A 19,486-nucleotide genomic window follows, 5' to 3' on the forward strand; every position below is an offset into this window, starting at 1 on the left:
ATTTTGATTGTATCTTCTACCAATCCAGGTTATAATATTTTCGTTGAAAATAATTATCATTATCAGTCATACAGTGAGGAGATTCAGGAATGAAGAGAAACAGAAAACCTAAATATGCTGCGGCAGCAGGAATATTAAGCTTGGTTCTGCTGTTGAGCGCCTGTTCCGGCGGATCTGCCCCGGTTAGCACGAACGGTAACGCAAGCCCGGCTTCAGGAGGAAATCAAGTCGAAGAATCCCAGCCGGCAGAGCGCGTGCTTACGGATTCACTAGGCCATGAAATGAAGGTGCCGGCGAATCCCGAACGGATCATCGCTTCTTATTTGGAGGACCATCTCGTAGCCCTAGGCGTCAAACCAGTCGCGCAATGGTCTGTAGCAGACGGCAAGACGGTACAGAATTATTTGCAAGATGAATTGAAGGACGTACCTACGATCCCGTCCGAGCTTCCATATGAAGCGGTAATGAGCTTCCAGCCGGACTTGATCCTTATAGACAGTGCCGACATGGCAGCTGGAGATAAATATGAACAATATTCAAAAATAGCTCCTACATATTCCGTAGGCACAGAGCAGAATAATGACTGGCGGGAAGAGCTGCTTACCGTCGGAGACGTTCTAAACAAAGCCGAAGAAGCCAAGAAGACTCTCGCGGATTACGACGCGAAGGCGACTGAGGCCAAGGAGAAGCTGCAAGCCGCCATCGGCGAGAAATCTGCTGCAGTCCTGTGGCCTCTAGGCAAGAGCACTTACATCGTTCATGAGAAGCTCTCTAGCGGAGATGTTCTCTATCGGGATCTCGGGATGAAGGTGCCGTCCGTCGTGCAGGAAATATCCGCTTCAGCCACGGCGAACTGGAATCAGATCTCGGCGGAGAAGCTGGCTGAGCTGGATGCAGACTACATTTTCATAGTCAGCTCCGCTGTGCCGTTGGAAGAACTGCTCGCCGATCCGATCTGGGCCGGACTACCGGCGGTGAAGCACGGCCAGATATACGAATTTGATAATGAATCGAGCTGGCTGTATACGGGTGTGATTGCTAACGGAAAAATCATCGATGATGTATTAAATAGCATTTTGAAATAGAAAAAGAGAGGTACACGAATGGCTGCTGTCCCAAAGTAGATTTTTCAAAGCGGGAACAGATGAAACACAATTACGAAATAAAGTGCCAGTTCTCGGGCTATCTTAGCCCCCGAACTGGCGCTTTTTGCTTCATGATGGCTCATCTTAAGCATACTCACCGCTTTGGACCATTCCATTTAGATGGATTTATAGTTGTTAGTTTCTGCGGTCAAGAAGGAAATGTGAATATAAATGGATTTCATGTCGTTAGAAGGGGGAAAATTGCCAATCATGGAATGGACTCTGATTATAGCTGCATAAAATCCATTTAATCCTCTTAAGCATTCGTTTTTGAGGATATTAGATACATGAAATCCATTTACTTTATGGCCTATACGATCTTTATGAAGAGTGTACGACCTCTGTACGACCACCTGTACTACGACAGGTTATTATATCCAACAGCTTAAATAAGCAGAGCTAAAGAATAGGAGCTGGCAGCCATCTAAATCACTATTGGTACAGCTCCTTTTTTGCTTGTCTTGGCTGCATCGTATCAGGACCCAAATGGATATCGTCCAAGCACCTTCTGGATTTAGTCTATGTTCCGTTAGAAATCGGCAGCCTATAATTTGTAATTGAGAATGATTATCGATGAAAAAGATATGATTCTCAAGGATGATCGAAGATGAGGGGAGAGCAAGACATGTTAAAGAAATCAACGTTACTAGTTATAGCGTTGGGGGTGATGCTTGGTCTATCCGCGTGTGGAGCCAAGGAAGAGGCGCAGCCGGCTGACGCAGGTACAACCCATCAGCAAACGGAGAATTCCGCTTCTTCTGCCGGCAATTCCGCGAACAAGGACGGGCATGCATCGGCTGAGACAAGAACGATCAAATATTTGGGTCAGGAATACAAGGTGCCGGCCGAGGTCAAGAAAATCGTCATTACCGGTTCGGTAGAGTCGATGGAGGATGCTCTCGTACTCAAAGTTAAACCGGCGGGCGCGATGACGATGGGAGGTTCTTTCGAGCCGTTATTTGCGGAAATTACTGCAGAAGCAGTCGCGATTGGGGAGAAGACGCAGCCGAATGTTGAAACGATTCTGAAGCTGGCGCCGGACGTTATTTTGGCCAGTACAAAGTTTCCCGCTGAGACGTTGGAGAAGCTGGGCAAGGTCGGCCTGACGATTCCTGTCTCCCATATTTCTACGGACTGGGAAGCAAATTTGAAGCTGCTTGCTGAACTTGCAGGCGAGGAAGAGCAAGCGGATCAATTACTTGCATCGTACAAGCAAGAGGCCGCTGAATTGAAGGAGGCAATCGAACCAGCCCTTAAGAATAAAAGTGTGCTAATGATCCGGCTGCGTGCCGGCAGTATGATGATCTATCCGGAGGATGTTTTCTTTAATCCATCGCTTTACGGAGATCTGGGGGCGAATGTACCGGAGGAAGTGAAGCAGGCGAAGGCGCAGCAAATGATTTCACTGGAGAAGCTGTCTGAGATGAATCCGGATTACCTGTTCGTCCAATTCTCAGAGGCAGAGAACAAGGACACGCCAAAAGCGCTGGAAGAACTGGAGAGCAACCCGATCTGGAGCAGCATCAATGCGGTGAAAAACGGCAATCTGTTCGTGAACATGGTTGATCCGAGCGCTCAAGGCGGAACGGCTTACAGCAAAATTGCGTTTTTGGAAGCCATCAAGAACAGCAAATTAGCTGAAGCGAAGTGACGGAGACGGGTATGCGGGCAAGGCATTGCACAGCTGTCCTGATCCTAGGGAGCTCTCCGTTTCTAATCGTGTTTACGATTGTGATATCCGTGATATATGGCGCAAAGAACATCGATATAAGTACGATTCGAGAAGCGCTGTTTCATTTCGATGCAGGGAATGTGAATCACCAAATCATCATTCATTCCCGATTGCCTAGAGCTGTAGGGGCACTGCTCATTGGAGCTTTTCTCGCCATATCCGGGGCATTAATGCAGGGGATGACAAGAAATTATCTTGCATCCCCTTCTATTATGGGCGTCTCGGACGGTTCGGCATTTGCCATCACGCTCTGTATGGTATTTATGCCGGATTCTAACTCGGCGGAAATGATCCTGTATTCCTTCATGGGCTCGGCGCTCAGCATCGTGATCGTCTTTGGGCTTGCCTCGCTGCTCCCCGGCGGATTGTCGCCGGTACACATGGCGATTCTGGGTACGATTATCGGCACGTTTCTGAGCAGCTTATCCGCGGCGATGGCAGCTTATTTTCAAATTTCACAGAATATCAGCTTCTGGTACAATGCCCGGCTGCATCAATTGAACCCGGAGCTGATCAAACTGGCGATACCGTTTGCCGTCATAGGCATTGTGCTGGCCATTTGGCTGTCCAAGTCCATCACCGTACTGAGCCTCGGTGAAGAAATTGCCCTTAGTCTCGGACAAAAAACGAAGCTGATTAAATTCGCGGCCATGCTAACCGTCGTCATTCTAACGGGAATCTCAGTAGCTCTAGCGGGCAAAATCGGATTCGTCGGTTTGATTGTGCCTCATATCGTCCGTTTTCTGACCGGTGTAAATTACAAGTGGATCATTCCTTGCTCCGGCATCGTCGGAGCGCTGTTTCTGGCGCTTTGCGACGTACTTAGCCGTTTTTTGAATTATCCCTATGAAATGCCGATTGGCGTAGTTACGTCCCTGCTTGGTGTTCCTTTTTTCCTTTATTTAATTCGATCCAGGGGGGATGGGAAGCGTGCATAGATCAAGGAATCTACGTTTTGCCGGGGTGTTTATAATTGGACTTGCCCTGGTTCTCACTGCGGCGTATATCAGCCTGACGAACGGCACCTTCGATATCGGAATCCGGGATGTTGTCCGGACGCTGCTGCGCATTCACCCCGAGCCGGAGCACGATTTGGTTATTTTTGAGTTTCGGCTGCCGCGGATCGTTATTGCGCTGCTTGTTGGGGCTGGGTTAGGGTTGGCTGGAGCCGTCATTCAGAGTATTACCCGCAATGGATTGGCCGATCCCGGCATTTTGGGGATTAATTCGGGCGCAGGGGCGGCCATGGTTATTTTCCTCTTTTTCTATCAAGGACAAATCCGGGGGGACGTGTGGCTATCTATTCTGGCGATGCCGCTTTTTGGCTTGGCAGGCGGGCTGATCGCTGCGATGCTGATTTACATCTTCTCTTGGAAAAATGGCCGGCTGGAGCCGCAGCGGCTGCTGCTTACCGGCATTGCGATCGGCTCGGGCTTAAGCGCCATTTCTCTGTACCTGACTTTGAAAATGAACCCTGGCGATTTTGAAATGGCCGCGGTCTGGAATATGGGCAGCATTTATAACGCCAACTGGAAATATATCATTTCCATGCTTCCCTGGCTTCTGCTTCTCGGACCGCTCATTGTGTGGAAGTCGTACATGCTCGATTTGTTCCAGCTGGATGAAGACAGCATAATTAGCGTGGGGATTGCCTCGGAAAAAGAAAAAGCCTTGCTCTTGCTGTGCAGCATCGGCATTGTCAGCGCCTGCGTGTCCGTCTCGGGCGGGGTCGGCTTTGTCGGATTGATGGCCCCGCATATTGCAAGGCGCCTTGTTGGCCAGGCGCACCGGCATATGCTGCCGGTTTGCGGCATAGTGGGGGCGCTGCTGGTCATGCTGGCGGATTATATCGGCAGGACGGCATTTGCTCCGTCGGAACTGCCAGTAGGCGTCGTTATAGCCTTGCTTGGCGTGCCTTATTTCATCTTTCTGCTCTACAGAGCCAAAGGCCGGGGCATAGCTTGAATGTGACTCAGCCGCAGGAGCTAACGAGTTGCTCTAGATCAATGAAAAAGGAGAGTGGTTTCGTTGAAAAATATTAACCAGTCGTTTACGTTGCCGAATACGCAGTATTGGGATATGCGCTCAACGGCAGCGAACCGCGATTATCGCATTTTTGCCTTTAAGCCGGAGGAAGCGCCGCCTCCAGGCGGCTATCCGGTCATCTATTTGCTAGACGGAAATGCGCTATTTGCTACTATGGTGGATGCTGTCCGAGCACAATCCCGTGTACAGAAAAAAACCGGTGTGTCTCCCGCTGTTGTGATCGGCATTGGCTATCCAAGCGATGCGTTATTTGATCCTGCGCGCTACTATGATTACACGATGCCGACGCAGCCTGATCAGATCATTCCTGGACCGGAGGGCAAGCCTTGGCCGGAGCTGGGCGGCGTCGATGAGTTCATTGAGTTCATCGAGCAGGATCTGAAGCCGGAGGTGGAACGTCAATTTCCCATTGATGGCGGCAGACAGGCCGTACTGGGGCATTCCCTTGGCGGCTTGTTCGTGCTGCAGGCTCTGTTCGATCATCCGCATTTATTTCAGAATTATATTGCGGGCAGTCCCTCGATTCATTGGAACAAGTCCTATATGGCTGAAGCGGAGCAGAGATTTGTATCCCGTATGGGGCAGGGAGATAGGCAGGGGGATAGCTCAAGGACGCCCAAAAAGCTGAGCTTGCTGATTACAGCAGGGCAGCTGGAGCAGTCACATCCCAGCCGAATGGTCGAGAACGCGAACGGGCTCGCTGATCGACTGGGAAAGCTAGCTGAGCAGGGATCTGAGCTGCGCGTGGAATATTGCGAGTTTGCCGGGGAGAGCCACATCTCGGTGCTGCCCGCCTTGATCAGCCGTGCGGTCCGCTTTGCGCTTGTTGAAGCAGCAAACGGCTAGCTGAGGTATGCCAACATGTGAAAGCAGCTTCTATCTGTACAAAAGCGATTTTCGCAAATGTGTATTGTAGCTTCGAGCAACGTGGGTTACAATGGCATTAATATTTGGCCGTCACCTCCTGGTTTGAGGGAGAGGAACGGCCATTCCGGCATTTCCAGCCTAGCTGCTGTGAAAAAAATAAAATAGAGAGGGGCTGGAATGAACCAATGAGTATGATGATTCGCCGTTTTTTCGCTTACTACCGGCCCTATAAGGGCTTGTTCCTGCTTGATTTCGGCTGCGCCTTGATCGCCGGCCTGCTGGAGCTGGGTTTTCCTTTGGTCGTAAACCGGTTTGTGGATGATTTACTGCCCAATGAAGAATGGAATCTGATCGTATGGGCATCACTGGGATTGCTGGCATTATATCTATTAAATACGGCTCTGATGTATATCGTCAATTACTGGGGGCATATGCTCGGGATAAATATCGAGACGGATATGCGCAAGAAGCTATTTGATCATATTCAGAAACTAAGCTTCCGATTTTTCGATAACACAAAGACAGGGCATCTGATGTCGAGGCTGACGAACGACATGATGCAAATTGGCGAGATGGCTCACCATGGACCCGAGGACCTGTTCATAGCCGTCATGACGCTGGCTGGCTCTTTCACGCTCATGCTTACGATTAACTGGAAGCTGGCGGTTCTCACCTTTGTTGTCGTTCCCGTCATCATTTGGCTTGTCGTGTATTTTAACGGCAAAATGACCAAGGCGATTCATCAGCTCTTCACCGACGTCGGCGATTTTAACGCGCGTGTCGAAGATAACGTCGGCGGTATTCGCGTCGTTCAGGCGTTTGCGAACGAAGAGCATGAGAAGGAAAGATTCGCTGTGAATAACGGCCGGTTCCGTCTGACGAAGTTGTTCTCCTATAAGCTAATCGCCAAGAACAGTGCCATCAGTTACATGATGATGCGTCTGGTGACGCTGTTTGTCATGGTTTGCGGTACGTGGTTCGTCATTCGCGGCCAGTTGTCCTACGGCGAGTTTGTCGGCTTCCTGCTGTTGACGAACGTCTTCTTCCGGCCGATTGAGAAAATCAATGCGATCATCGAGAGCTACCCGCAAGGCTTCGCGGGCTTTAAGCGCTATGTCGAGCTGCTCGATACCGAACCGGATATTGCGGATAGGCCGGATGCCGTGGAGATTGGCGAACTGCGGAGGGAGATCCGCTATGAGGGTGTGTCCTTCGGATACGATAGCGAATCGTCTGTTCTGAGCAATATTAACCTGACGATTCGTCAAGGCGAGACAGTGGCCTTTGTCGGCCCGTCTGGTGCCGGCAAGACGACATTGTGCAGCCTGCTGCCGCGTTTCTATGAAGTGCAGTCAGGAGCGATTACAATAGACGGCGTAGACATTCGGGACATCAAGATGCAGTCGCTGCGCCATCAGATCGGGATCGTGCAGCAGGATGTGTATTTATTTGCAGGAACGATTCGCGAAAATATATTATACGGCAAGCTGAACGCATCGGAAGAGGAGATCTGGGAGGCGGCGCGCCGGGCCCGTCTGGATGAATTTATCCGATCCCAGCCTGACGGCATGGAGACGGTTATCGGTGAACGAGGCGTGAAGCTGTCCGGCGGACAGAAGCAGCGTCTCGCGATCGCGCGGATGTTCCTCAAGAACCCGCCGATTCTTATTCTGGATGAAGCGACCTCTGCGCTGGATACGGAGACGGAGCAGGTCATTCAGCAATCACTGGCCGAATTGTCTGCAGGCCGTACGACGCTCGTAATCGCCCACCGGCTGGCAACGATCAAAAATGCTGACCGTATCGTCGTCGTCAACGAGGAGGGTATTGCCGAGCAGGGAACGCATGAGGAGCTGCTCGCAGCTCGCGGCCCGTACAGCCGTTTGCATCAAGCGCAGTTTCAAAGCGCGGTCGGAGCTCTGTAATGCGGCTTAGCTAGGTAAGCATGCTATACCGCACCAACTATATTGGATATGAAGAATCCGCATTGGAGGCGGATTCTTTTTTTTGCGATGGAGGCTTACATAAAGTTCTTGAGAAGCGAATCGGAATGTCTTCGCCTACCCTTTCATACGAATATTATTGGCCCGTTGAACGAAACCGGTACTCTCGGCGTATTATCTATGATTTGCCATTATAACTAGGATTGAGAGGGAGAGAGATGAACAAGAAAGGACGTATCGCCGTATCGATCATGCTTGCCGCAAGCCTGCTCATGCCGATGGGAAGTGTGGCAGCAGACAGTGGAATCGGGTCAGAGTATGAGAGCTCCAAACAGCATTTCAGCCGGGAATACAAGGTTACTAGAGATACTGCTTCCAAGAAGGCTAAGCTGCTGGTAGAATCCTATGACACAAACAGTGTGCAGTATGCGCTGATCGATCAGGGGGACATCGTGATTTCCGGGGTAGCCAGCAAAGATGCGGGGAAGGGAAAGGATGAGATATCCGCCTCGACGATGTATGGCATCGGGTCCACCAGCAAAATGTTTGCCGCCGCTGCAGTTATGAAGCTAGTTGATGAGGGCAAGGTAGATTTGGACGTTCCCGTCGTCAACTACATACCGGATTTCAAAATGAAAGACCCGCGCTTTAAGCAAATCACGCCGCGCATGCTGCTGAATCACTCCTCCGGGCTGCAGGGGGGCGCCCTTAGCAACACGTTTTTGTTCGAGGATAACGACACTTATGCGCATGATCAGTTATTGACACAGCTTGCCGAGCAGAATTTGAAAGCTGACCCGGGCGCATTCTCGGTATATTGCAATGACGGCTTTACGCTGGCTGAAATTTTAGTAGAGCGTGTCAGCGGGCTCAGCTTCACGGATTATATCCACACCGCCTTTACAAAGCCGTTAAACATGAAGCATACGAAAACGCCTCAGGATCATGTTAAAACAAGCCAGTCGGCACCGTTATACTTTCCGGTATATCCGGGGCGGCTCCCCAATGAAACTGTCAATGTCATCGGCTCGGGCGGTATTTATTCTACAGCGGAGGACTTGGCAAAATTCTCGCAAATATTTACGGGTCAGGTCGATTCAATCATCAGTAAAAAATCGGCCAATGCGATGCAGCAGGAAGAATACAGAAGAGGATTGTGGCCTAAGGAAGCGGATTCGGCGTTTGGGTTCGGGCTTGGCTGGGACACGGTAAATATGTTCCCGTTCAGCGAATATGGCATTCAGGCGCTGTCCAAGGGTGGTGACACGATACTGTACCATGCTTCCCTTGTGGTGCTTCCAGAGCATAATATGGCTGCCGCCGTGCTCTCCTCAGGCGGGAGCAGCATGACAGATCAATTGCTTGCCAATGAAATCCTCCTTAGCGCGCTTCACGAAAAAGGTGTTATTTCTGAACTGAAGCCGGAGAAATCACATGGAATCCCCCTCAAGGCGGCCATGCCGAAAGAGGCTGCTGAGCATGCCGGCATCTACGGAGTGAGCAACGCACTAATGAAAGTGGACATTACCAAAGATAGCGAAATGATTGTATCTGTACTTAATATACCGGATTATCCAGTCGAGAAGTATGTCTACACGGCGGATGGTTCTTTTGTCAAAGAGGATGGCACTACCCAGGCTAGTTTTGTTCGTGAACAGAACGGGCGCACCTATTTATGGCTCAGAGCCTATTCCACGCTGCCTGGGCTAGGGCAGACGGCGATATCTCATTATGCCGCCGAGAAGCTGGAGGCGCATTCCTTGCCGTCCGAGGCACAAGAGGTTTGGAAGGAAAGGGACGGGAAGAAATATTTCGCAGTTAATGAGAAGTATTCCTCTGTTCTGTATTTGGCAATGATGCCTGTCCAGACTGTGGAGATATTCCCGGAGGCGCCGAATTACTTGCTCAACCGCAAAATGATCGATGCGAACAGAGCGGTCAGCGAGCTGCAAATTCCAGCCATGGGCGGAAGGGATACGATGGATTATAATTTCTTCAGCCAGAGCGGGCTGGAGTATTTAGAAATTGGCGGAAGCTTGTTTGTTCGTGAAGAAGCCGTCAAACCGCTTTATTCCGGATCGCGTTCCTTCCTCACCATTCAAGAAGAAGGATTTGCGAGATGGCTCTCCGTTCCCGAAGCAGCGGCGGGTAAGACGATGAAGGTAACAGTGCCCTCCAATGGTTCGTTTGCCGTCTATGATGAGCATGGGATCTGTTTAAACTTCGAACGCGTTAGCGGCAGTAATACAGTAAACCTGCCGAACAACGGCACGATTGTATTTGCGGGCGAAAAAGGGGCAAAATTCCAGATCGAGTTGAATTGAATTTAAGAAATCAGTAAAAAGGGGCGGGCTGATCAATGATCAGCCCACCCCTTTTTCATGCGTTTTTAGCAACGATCCCATTGCCTTGATAGCTCCATTTGCGATTAAACCGGGCTTCGCTGTGCACCCAATACTGCTTGATCGCTTCCTCGCGTTCCGGATTGGGATAGTATTCATGATAAATTGTACTGTCTGGACAGAACAGTATTTTGTAACCGCAGTAAATGGCGTTAAAGCAATAGTCCGTTTCTTCAAAATAGTGAAAATATTGTTCGTCTAATAAACCGAGTTTATCCAGTAATTTCCTCTTCAATAAAAAACAAGCTCCGTTTATTGCCAGACATTCTCTGGTTTCTTCCAAAATCCCTGGTTCATTGGGACATAAAAAGTAAGGAGAGGTCCAATCCATGTTCGTCCCGACACCGACTAATTGGTTGGAGCTATTAATTAATTTGGGAGCGACGATCGCTGTTTGTTCATCCCTCCATAGGGCGTCTATTAGAGGCGGCAGCCAATCTTTTGTTACGAATACGTCGGGATTCATAATCACGATCGATTCTGAGGAACCGTTCACGATTCCGAGGTTAACCGCGCTGGCGAACCCCTTGTTACGGCCGTTTTGGATCAGCTTGATATCAGGGAAGCTTTGTAAGTACTCCATAGTATCGTCCGTACTTCCGTTATCGACAACGATGATGGCATGGTCAGATGGCGTATATGTTCTTATAGCATCAAGGCAACGCTGAATGTAAGAGGCTGAATTATAGGTTACAATCACGAGATCTGTCTGCACAAGATATCGCCCTTTCTGTATTCAATCTCATTAGGTTCAATATCTCCACAACATATGCGCCGGGAGCGGCAAATGATTGAGGCAGACAACCATTTTTGCTGAATAGTTGTTTTGTGCAGTAAAAGGGCAAATGCCGATGTTCCCCTTCAAACCAAGGGAATAGACTGTGAATTATATGATATTTGGAGTGTGGTGACAGATGACTATTTCGGTAATTACACCCGTTTTAAACGAGGAGACTTTTTTGAGGCTGTTTCTGGAAAGGGTGACGTCCTTTGCCGACGAGATTCTCATCGTTGATGGGGGAAGCAGTGATAATTCCATTTCCATTATTAAGTCATTTATGAAGAAGTACAACATTCGCTTATTTAGCAATAAACAGGGAACTGCCTATACGGATGAATGGAATGAATCTGAAGTGAGAAATTTTTTGGTGGATCAAGCGCAGGGGGAATGGATTGCCAATATTGATGCGGATGAAATATTTGATGATGCATTCGAATCGGTCATTCCCGGCATATTAGCCCAAACGACCGCCCATGTACTGAGATTCCCGATTATCAACTTCTGGAAGGACCCATGGACAGTGCGCGTTAATGCACCCAATGACGAGAGATGGTCGAATGATATCATCCGTCTGTGGCGAAACGGGATCGGCATCCGTTATCGTGACCAGAAACATCATTGTACACTTAAGGGGCCCGAAAGCGACATTTGGGCGCTGCCGTCTGAACGCATTGAAGTACCGATTTATCATTATCATTATGCTTTCGGGAAGAGATTCAAATTTAACGACAATCGCCGTGGAGATGTTAATTTATATGACAATATAGGCGATCCGGACTGGTCGTTCCAGCACGGCGAATATGAGATCAGAACTGTACCATTCTCGGGGCAGCATCCCCGAACCATTCGCAATTATTTAGGAATATAGACCAATGCGGAGAGGTGGATCAATGTGTACACGAGAGAGCAGCTAAGGTTATTAAGAATGTTAAGCGGGGCCATTCGATGGAAGAAAGGCAGACGGCGGGCAAGACTGCAAAGAAGGGCATTGCTGCGTAAAATACAGTACTGGGAAGCGACAAAAGACAAAAGGATTCAAGCCAAGCAGAATCGGATCACTGAAAATTTACCAAGCCCCGTTTTGCCAATAAATCCCCCTAATGTTCCGGTTAAACCGGCTTCCCAAGCGTTAAGCGAGGTGTTGACAGAAACTTCAATCAGACCAGCGTCACCAGCGTCCTTGTCCTTATATGAACCTCCAAAAAATGATTATAAGCTGAAACCGTTGAATTCTTCATTAGATCCCAACAATATCACTCTGTTTCGTTTTCCGATTATTGACTGGGGTTACAGATGGCAGAGGCCGCAGCACATTTGTCAGCAGTTCGCAAGACATGGGTACAGGGTATTTTATTTCGCGATTGAAACGATGCCGATAGGCAGTGAAGTGGCTACATTCGAGGACGTTCAAGCTGCTCTGCAGATTCGAGAGGCGGAGGAGAATGTCTGGCTTGTTCAATTGTGCTCGCACAGCAGTCTTAACGCTTATCGCGATACCATCGATCATCCGCTCGATAAACAATACATGAAATGGTCGATTGAAGCCTTGAAGCAAAGGTTCAATATCGGACAAACGGCATCCATCGTCGATCTTCCGTTCTGGTCCATGCTTGTTTTTGATCTGGAGGATAATAAGGTCATTTATGATTGCATGGATGAACATGCCGGATTCTCGAATACTTCCGACGAGCTGCTCGCGCTGGAGCCAGCTTTAATGAACCGGGCCGATGCCGTTGTTGCTTCGTCCGATCTGCTCTATCAAAAAGCGCGGAGTCTAAATCCGTCTGTTCATTTAATCCCCAATGCGGGAGAATTCGCACACTTCTCGATAAAGCCAAGCTACAGGCCCATTGATATTGCGAAGGTTCATCAGCCGATTGTCGGGTATATCGGTGCTATTGCTGACTGGTTTGACATGGTATTTGTGTATGAGCTTGCAAAAGGCAATCCAGATTGGAATTTCGTATTGATTGGCGATACGTACTTTAGCGACACTTCAAACATAGAGAAGCTGCAAAATGTATTTCTCCTAGGCGAGAAACAGTATCATGAGCTGCCAGCATACCTGCATGCTTTTGATGTCTGCATCATTCCTTTTCTTATCAATTCCCTGACATTGGCAACAAATCCGGTAAAGATATACGAATACCTGTCTGCAGGCAAACCCGTCGTATCCACACCGCTGCCAGAACTCGCCCCGATGAGTGAATATGTGTCTCTTGCAAGCGGGCTGAAGGAATTTGAAGCAGCTATCGCCAGAGGACTTCAAGAGAATGGTGAAGAGCAAGCAAGAGCAATGGAGAAGCGTCGGCAATTTGCAGCTGAGAATACGTGGGAACACCGGTACAAGGACTTTCACTCCATTATTCTTACTGCGCTTTATCCAAAAGTTAGTGTCATTATCGTGACTCACAATAATTGGACATTCACGGAACGCTGCTTAAATAGTTTGCTGCGGCATACCGCTTATCCGCGAATTGAAATCATCGTGGTCGACAATGCATCTTCCGACGAGACGGCAGCCCGCTTGCTGCAGCTGAATTATCCTGACATTAAAACGATTCTGTTATCTGAAAACAATGGCTTCGCTGAAGGAAATAATATTGGAATTTTGAATGCTACCGGGGATTATGTCGTTTTGTTGAATAACGATACGATCGTATCCAAAGATTGGCTGCCGCGTCTACTGCGTCCTTTCAGAACAGACCCGCAAATCGCAGCCGTTGGTCCCATGTCCAACTATGTTGGGAATGACCAGAAGCTTGATTTCTTTGTCGGAGATGAAATCCAAGGTGCGAACGAAATTTGGCTCGATGAATTCTATGAGCTGTACGACCGGAGAATGAGATATACGGAAATGCTTGGTTTCTTCTGCGTTGCGATCAAGAAGGAGATGTTTAAGAAATTAGGTTCACTGGATAAAAATTTTGGAACGGGCATGTTTGAGGACGATGATTTCTGCCTGCGGCTGCGGCATGCTGGCTATAGACTGGCTGTGGCGGAGGATGCGTTTGTGTATCACAAGGGCAGCGCAACGTTTAACCAGTGGGAAGAAGAGCAGAAGAACAGTTTGTTTCACCAAAATCAATCCTATTTCGAAAGTAAGTGGGGCATAAATTGGTCACCGCATAGGATGCCTCTGTCATTATTTGTCAACACCTCCGACCCGGATAAAATTGCAGAAATAGTCGCAGCTAATCCCAAAACTGCTGTATTTGCTTCCTGTCCCGAGGAATGGAAGAATCCGCAGGAAGAGTGGCAGCGCAAACTGCTGCAAAAATGTGACGGGGATTCACTTGTCATTGCCCGCGTGGGAAGTTACTTGGGCCAGCCGATTCATGGAATTCGCAAGATTGGCCCGAACTTGTATTTTACGAATAATATGGAGCTATTGCAGAAAATAAAGTTCAAGCATATTTATGACTTTAGACAACTCGCGCCTGGGGGTGAGCTCATTGGTAACGAGCTTAGACTACTTACAAGCGTCTAGTACCGATGAATACAAGAAAGTTTATGAGATGGAACAGCCGTTGGTCACGATTTGCATCCCCACATATAACCGCGCGGATTCATTATTAAATCTTAGTTTGAAGTCAGCCGTGCAGCAAACTTACACGCATTTGGAAATCATCGTCATCGGAGATTGCTGCACCGATCATACCGAAGAAGTCATTCGCCAGTTCAATGATCCAAGAATCATATTTGAAAACAGGGAGAGCCGTGGCGAGTATCCAGCCGAGACCTATCAACACTGGCTGGTTGCTGGAAGCATCCCTACGAATCGCGCGCTCGAGCTGGCTTCAGGCCAATTTATAACTCACCTGGACGATGATGATGAGTTTGCCGAAGACCGAATTGAGAAGCTGGTAAACTTTGCAAAGGAAACCCGCGCAGACTTGATATATCACCCATTTTACTATTATGTCGTTCCAGAGCACTGGGTGGTGAATGATGCAGAGCCGCTGATGTGCGCCAAAATAACAACTTCGTCCATGTTCTATCATCACTGGTTAAAATGTGTTCCTTGGGATCCAAAATCCTACCTGCTCAATGAGCCCGGGGATTGGAATAAAGTCCGGCGCATGTTAGAGCTTGGGATCAAGACGGCAAGATATCCTGAGCCTTTGACTAAGAAGCATTAGGGAGTTGTGATGTGTAATGGAGTATATTCCGTTTCTAAAGCCGAAAGTGGTCCCCAAACAATACTATCAACGTTATTTGGACGAAATCGATGAATCAAGAATATATACGAACAATGGCCCTTTGAACAAAAGATTTGAAGAGCGGATTCTCAAGGAATATTTTAATCATGCGGGGGCCGTCGTCACGGTCAGCAATGCTACAATAGGTTTACTATTGGCTATTTCTCAATTGAAGCGGCAAGGAAAATATGCTCTGATGCCCAGCTTTACCTTTCCAGCTACACCGCTGAGTGCGATGTGGTGCGGGCTGGAGCCTTATTATATCGACATCGACCCTGAACACTGGTGCATGGACGAACACAAGCTGGAACTTGCACTGGAGAAGCTCGGGGATGAGGCTGCCGTCGTTGTTCCTTACGCCACGTTTGGCACACAGCTTGATCTGGCTTACTATGAATCGTTGATCCGTCGCGGCATACCCGTTGTTATAGATGCTGCTTCAAGTTTCGGAACGACCATGGAGGAACAGGATCTAACCAGTTTTGGAGGAGCTATCGTGTACAGCTTCCATGCTACGAAATCTTTTGGAATTGGTGAAGGAGGCATTGTATATAGCGGAGATCTCAAGTTAATTCAAAGTATACGACGCTCCACGAATTTTGGATTTAATGAGGAACGGTCGTCAGGACAATTGGGATTGAATGGCAAGATCTCTGAATATACGGCAGCCGTAGGACTAGCGACTTTAGATGTGTTCTCTGAGAAGATTAAGATTAGGGAGAAAATCGGAGAATGGTACAAGGAAGCGTTAAATAATTATAAATTATTAGAATCAGGTTGGAAGATTCAGGCTGTTGCAGATAAAATCGTCAACCAATTTTATCCGATATTATGCCCCGTTGATCAAGAAAACAGGTATTACGTCGATAAATTGCAAGCATCAGCCATTCAGGTAAGAACTTATTTCTCACCGCCTTGTCACCGGCAAAAAATGTTCGATTGCCATCCTCGTACACCGCTACCTGTTACAGAGGAAATTAGCCGGAGGATTCTCAGCTTGCCCGTCTGGGAGGATATTAGACAGGAACAGGTTGAGCGTGTTGTCAGGGGCTTGATCCATGAGTGAGGCAAATTTGCTGATTTGGGGCTGTGGCGGCATGGGGCGGGAAATTCTCGCCCTATGCGAGGTGTTGGGGCGAAACGTGATAGGGTTCCTTGATGAGCGTATAGAAATGCGGGGACAATTCGTCGACAATGTTCCCGTGCTCGGAGATATTACACATATCGTTAAATACAGAAATGAAGCGGAAATCATTTGTTCTGGAGTAGGCGACCCGGCCCTGAAGCGGAAATTCGTATATAAAACGAAGGAGGCTGGCTTTCGATTCGCTCCCGCGTTGATTCATCCATCCGTGAATGTCCCTAAAAACAGCCGGCTGGGGGTCAATAGCATTCTTTGCGCAGGATCTATAGTGAGCATAAATGTCCAAGTTGGCAATTTCGTCATCGTCAATACGAATGTTACGCTGGCGCACGACGTGTCGGTTTTTGATTATTGTACGATTTCGCCAGGAGTCAACGTTAGCGGTCATGTCACTGTAGAAGAAGGCGTTTTTATCGGTACAGGATCTGCTATTCGCGAGAAGGTGAGCATAGGAGCCTGGTCCATGATCGGAGGCGGTTCATTTGTTGCAAATGACGTCCCTCCTCAAGCTCTTTATGCAGGAGTGCCGGCCGTATTCAAAAAGACTAGGACGAATCTTTAATGATAAATCCCCTTGCGGTAAAACTTGGATTGACTAACCATGTCCTGATGGTTGCAATCGAGGTTTTACGAAAGGGGATTTTATAATTACCGCTTACCGAATATGTGGGCCAGCTTAGCTTTTACAACCTTTTTCATGTCAAAAGCGGATTTGACGATTTTGGCGCCTTTTGCCGCTATCAGCTTTGTTTTGGGAAGATGATCCCTGATCCAGTAAAGAGCGGAGAGGAGGGATTCTACGTTAGCTTCTATTTTGATATAATGGATTCCCTCTTTTAATATAAGCTGGTCATTGCGCGGATTCGTTGTCACCAGAAGACATCCTGTAGCCATGGCATCTACAGCGGCTGTCGTTGGAAAACCATCTAAAGCCATGTGATCGCTAATACTGCAATTGATGAACACATGGCAGCTTTGGTATAAGGTCTTTAACTGCTCGGGCGCCAGTAATCCATGGAAAGTAATGCGTTTATTTATGAAGTAGCCAAGCTCATTCTCCCAATCTCCTACAATATGAAGGTGGAAATCATCTGAATTAAGCAGATTATAAGCTTGAACAAGCAACGGGAATCCTTTTCTGGGGTAATTAAAGGCGCAGAAAACAAGCTGAATGGGCGATGACCACGATCTTGCAGCATAGTTATATAGTTTAGTATTAATGACCACAGGCTGATAGATGCTCGATTTCATTTTTGAGAGAACATCTTCAATATTCGTAAAGACGGTGGAGCAATGAGCGGCAACAATGTCCAGATATTCGGATCTTGTATCTTGTACGAGACCGCCGCCAGGGTATAGCGTCGTATGCAGCCTAATCTGCCGTTCGATTACAAATGAGCGAATATCCAAATATGGGTTTGAGCCCGGCATATGAGTTCCATCGGGGAGGGTGCATGCTCCCAGCAAACTTACGACCAAGTTCAAAAAAACGCAATAGACATCCGTAATCTGTTCAGAAACGGCTAAATCCTTGAATTGAGAAAAGGGATGCACGACCGCAGGGAAATCGTCCGTGTAAGGTTCAGTCGCAAAGAACAGGGTGTCCGGACGCTCGACATGCATCTGAACATTTTCCCAATATCGAAACCCGCTGAGCTTCCAAGGAAATCGGGTATCAATAATGGCTAGGCGCGGCTTAGGGCGCATGGGTTGAACTCATTACTTTATAGCTTGCGGACAAGCCGCATGCTGTTATAGTCGCATAAATAAGCATAGTCATCCCTTGCGCACATTTCATCCACCGCTTTTGTAACCCCTGGAAGCTCTGCCCATTCGTATCCGGGGCAATTTTTATATGAATAATCGTGGAAGGCGATAATACCTCCGGGTACAACCCTTGAAGCATAGTGTACAATATCGTGAACAACCCCGTCGTAGCTGTGATCTCCGTCGACGAAGAGCGCTGCGATCTTGGGCGGACAGTCGTCATAAGCCTCTTGGCTAGGTTTTTTGATTTTGTGAATATGAGGTTCCAACCCGGCATTTCGGATATTTTCGTCAAAATCATGTTCATAGTTTACAGGTAAGGCAGGGTGGTAGAAGGGATCGATAATGTGAATAGAACGTTTGCGCGAGGTTAGATATTGGCTGCTAAGACCAAGTGCTATCGCGCTTTTACCTTTGAAGGTGCCGATTTCTACGATTTCTCCATCCAAATGATCTACAAGCAAAGGCAAATGGAGAAGACCTAGAATTTCGAGCTCCATTAAGTAACCTTCGGTTTTTTTGACGATTTCAAGCAATTCGGAAAACTGATATTCTCCATTCAGACTCATTGTATTCCAGCGCTCCTTTTTGATTGCTTTTTTGAGATCGGTGCTTACCTCATAATCACGCGAATGCTTCTCAATTAAAGACAAAGCCGCGTTGTCATTGAAGGAAGGTGCAGCAGCACATTCATTTAATTTCTTCTCATAGTAAAACAAAAAGCTCTTACGCATATCCTGAGCATATTCTTGGATAAACCGGATGCGATTCTCTTCGTATTTGGACAAATCGGCCACCCCGCAGTCATGAACTGTCCAGGCGGTGTCCTGTAAAGGGATGCCAACCTCATAACCTGCCCTGTAAAATTCCATGCATTGGGACAAGTCATAGAAATCCCAATCCTGGAATAAATCCTCACGCCAAGGAATATCCGACTGCGTCATGATTAGCAAGCCATCGACTGCCGCAGCAGGCTGGTAAGAGCGGCCTGCTTCACCGTAGTTGAAGGCAAGCAGTTCCATCTGGCCGGAGTGGCTGCCGTATACCTGGCCATAATTCTCTGCGGCTTCCCACCACATCCCGCTTGGCGGAATATAGGCAGAACCGATTACTCCCATAAGCCCGAGATTTGGATGCTGTTGAAAAATACGAATCGTGTCTTCTAGGAAATTTTCATGGATAATGTAAACATCCTGATGCAAATATACTTTATATTTTGCATCAGATTGATGCATTGCTCTATTGTAGCCGGAGGTAATGCTTTGAGCTCCGGATATCGAAATAATTTCGATTTCGAATCCATCGGGGATGTGGAGAGCCGAAATATGGCGAAGTGATTCCTGCAACACATCTTGTTGGCTAACGCAATAAATGAAGCATATTTTATGTGAATCCATGGCCTATGGCATTGTTCTCCTCTCATATTTGGTATGTCTCCATATCACTTTATATGATGC

General features: G+C 47.9%; 15 protein-coding genes. 12 read left to right on the forward strand and 3 right to left on the reverse strand.

All coding sequences use genetic code 11. From position 1 onward, the window contains the following. The first annotated feature begins 89 nt into the window (after positions 1-89). The 7 genes from GNP95_RS12525 (at position 90) to GNP95_RS12555 (ending at position 10,057) form a co-directional block, all read left to right on the forward strand. Complete coding sequence (locus GNP95_RS12525; RefSeq protein ID WP_155611193.1) at positions 90-1,085, forward strand: iron-hydroxamate ABC transporter substrate-binding protein; 996 nt, start codon at positions 90-92, stop codon at positions 1,083-1,085. A 685-nt stretch (positions 1,086-1,770) separates the two neighbouring features. After that, entirely contained in the window at positions 1,771-2,796 is a 1,026-nt protein-coding gene (locus GNP95_RS12530) for an ABC transporter substrate-binding protein (RefSeq protein WP_155611194.1), read from the forward strand. Positions 2,797-2,807: 11 nt separating this feature from the next. Beyond that, positions 2,808-3,815 (forward strand): FecCD family ABC transporter permease, encoded by a 1,008-nt coding sequence (locus GNP95_RS12535; protein WP_155611318.1) that lies wholly within the window; start codon positions 2,808-2,810, stop codon positions 3,813-3,815. After that, positions 3,808-4,842 carry a FecCD family ABC transporter permease gene (locus GNP95_RS12540; protein ID WP_413773744.1) on the forward strand — a complete coding sequence of 345 codons (1,035 nt, stop codon included), beginning with the start codon at positions 3,808-3,810 and terminating at the stop codon, positions 4,840-4,842. The genes GNP95_RS12535 and GNP95_RS12540 overlap by 8 nt, the downstream gene beginning before the upstream one ends. A 114-nt stretch (positions 4,843-4,956) precedes the next feature. Further along, entirely contained in the window at positions 4,957-5,769 is an 813-nt protein-coding gene (locus GNP95_RS12545) for an alpha/beta hydrolase (protein WP_155611319.1), read from the forward strand. Positions 5,770-5,984: 215 nt separating this feature from the next. Next, positions 5,985-7,715: an ABC transporter ATP-binding protein gene (locus tag GNP95_RS12550; RefSeq protein ID WP_155611196.1), complete on the forward strand. Its 1,731-nt coding sequence runs from the start codon at positions 5,985-5,987 to the stop codon at positions 7,713-7,715. 236 nt (positions 7,716-7,951) lie between these two features. After that, positions 7,952-10,057, forward strand: a complete 2,106-nt coding sequence (locus GNP95_RS12555; protein ID WP_155611197.1) for a serine hydrolase domain-containing protein — start codon at positions 7,952-7,954, stop codon at positions 10,055-10,057. 55 nt (positions 10,058-10,112) lie between these two features. Here the strand turns inward: GNP95_RS12555 and GNP95_RS12560 are convergent, their stop codons facing one another. Continuing rightward, positions 10,113-10,850, reverse strand: a complete 738-nt coding sequence (locus GNP95_RS12560; RefSeq protein ID WP_155611198.1) for a glycosyltransferase family 2 protein — start codon at positions 10,848-10,850, stop codon at positions 10,113-10,115. Positions 10,851-11,049: 199 nt separating this feature from the next. Between GNP95_RS12560 and GNP95_RS12565 the strand changes: the two genes are divergently transcribed. From GNP95_RS12565 to GNP95_RS12585, 5 genes are all read left to right on the forward strand, one after another. Beyond that, positions 11,050-11,784 carry a glycosyltransferase gene (locus GNP95_RS12565; RefSeq protein WP_155611199.1) on the forward strand — a complete coding sequence of 245 codons (735 nt, stop codon included), beginning with the start codon at positions 11,050-11,052 and terminating at the stop codon, positions 11,782-11,784. A gap of 501 nt (positions 11,785-12,285) precedes the next feature. Beyond that, positions 12,286-14,406, forward strand: a complete 2,121-nt coding sequence (locus tag GNP95_RS12570; RefSeq protein ID WP_196427162.1) for a glycosyltransferase — start codon at positions 12,286-12,288, stop codon at positions 14,404-14,406. Positions 14,407-14,434: 28 nt separating this feature from the next. Then, entirely contained in the window at positions 14,435-15,058 is a 624-nt protein-coding gene (locus GNP95_RS12575; protein WP_230873788.1) for a glycosyltransferase family 2 protein, read from the forward strand. A 16-nt stretch (positions 15,059-15,074) separates the two neighbouring features. Next, a complete protein-coding gene (locus GNP95_RS12580) occupies positions 15,075-16,184 on the forward strand; it encodes a DegT/DnrJ/EryC1/StrS family aminotransferase (RefSeq protein WP_155611202.1) in 1,110 nt (369 codons plus the stop codon). Continuing rightward, the gene (locus GNP95_RS12585) at positions 16,177-16,824 is read left to right on the forward strand and encodes an acetyltransferase (protein ID WP_155611203.1); all 648 of its coding nucleotides are present in this window, start codon (positions 16,177-16,179) and stop codon (positions 16,822-16,824) included. The genes GNP95_RS12580 and GNP95_RS12585 overlap by 8 nt, the downstream gene beginning before the upstream one ends. A gap of 86 nt (positions 16,825-16,910) precedes the next feature. Here the strand turns inward: GNP95_RS12585 and GNP95_RS12590 are convergent, their stop codons facing one another. Further along, positions 16,911-17,969, reverse strand: coding sequence for a glycosyltransferase family 4 protein (locus GNP95_RS12590; RefSeq protein ID WP_155611204.1), 1,059 nt, complete (start codon positions 17,967-17,969; stop codon positions 16,911-16,913). A gap of 17 nt (positions 17,970-17,986) precedes the next feature. After that, positions 17,987-19,426, reverse strand: a complete 1,440-nt coding sequence (locus GNP95_RS12595) for a glycosyltransferase (RefSeq protein WP_155611205.1) — start codon at positions 19,424-19,426, stop codon at positions 17,987-17,989. Positions 19,427-19,486: the final 60 nt, after the last annotated feature.

It is taken from the genome of Paenibacillus woosongensis (assembly GCF_009725165.1).
GTDB lineage: Bacteria > Bacillota > Bacilli > Paenibacillales > Paenibacillaceae > Fontibacillus > Fontibacillus woosongensis.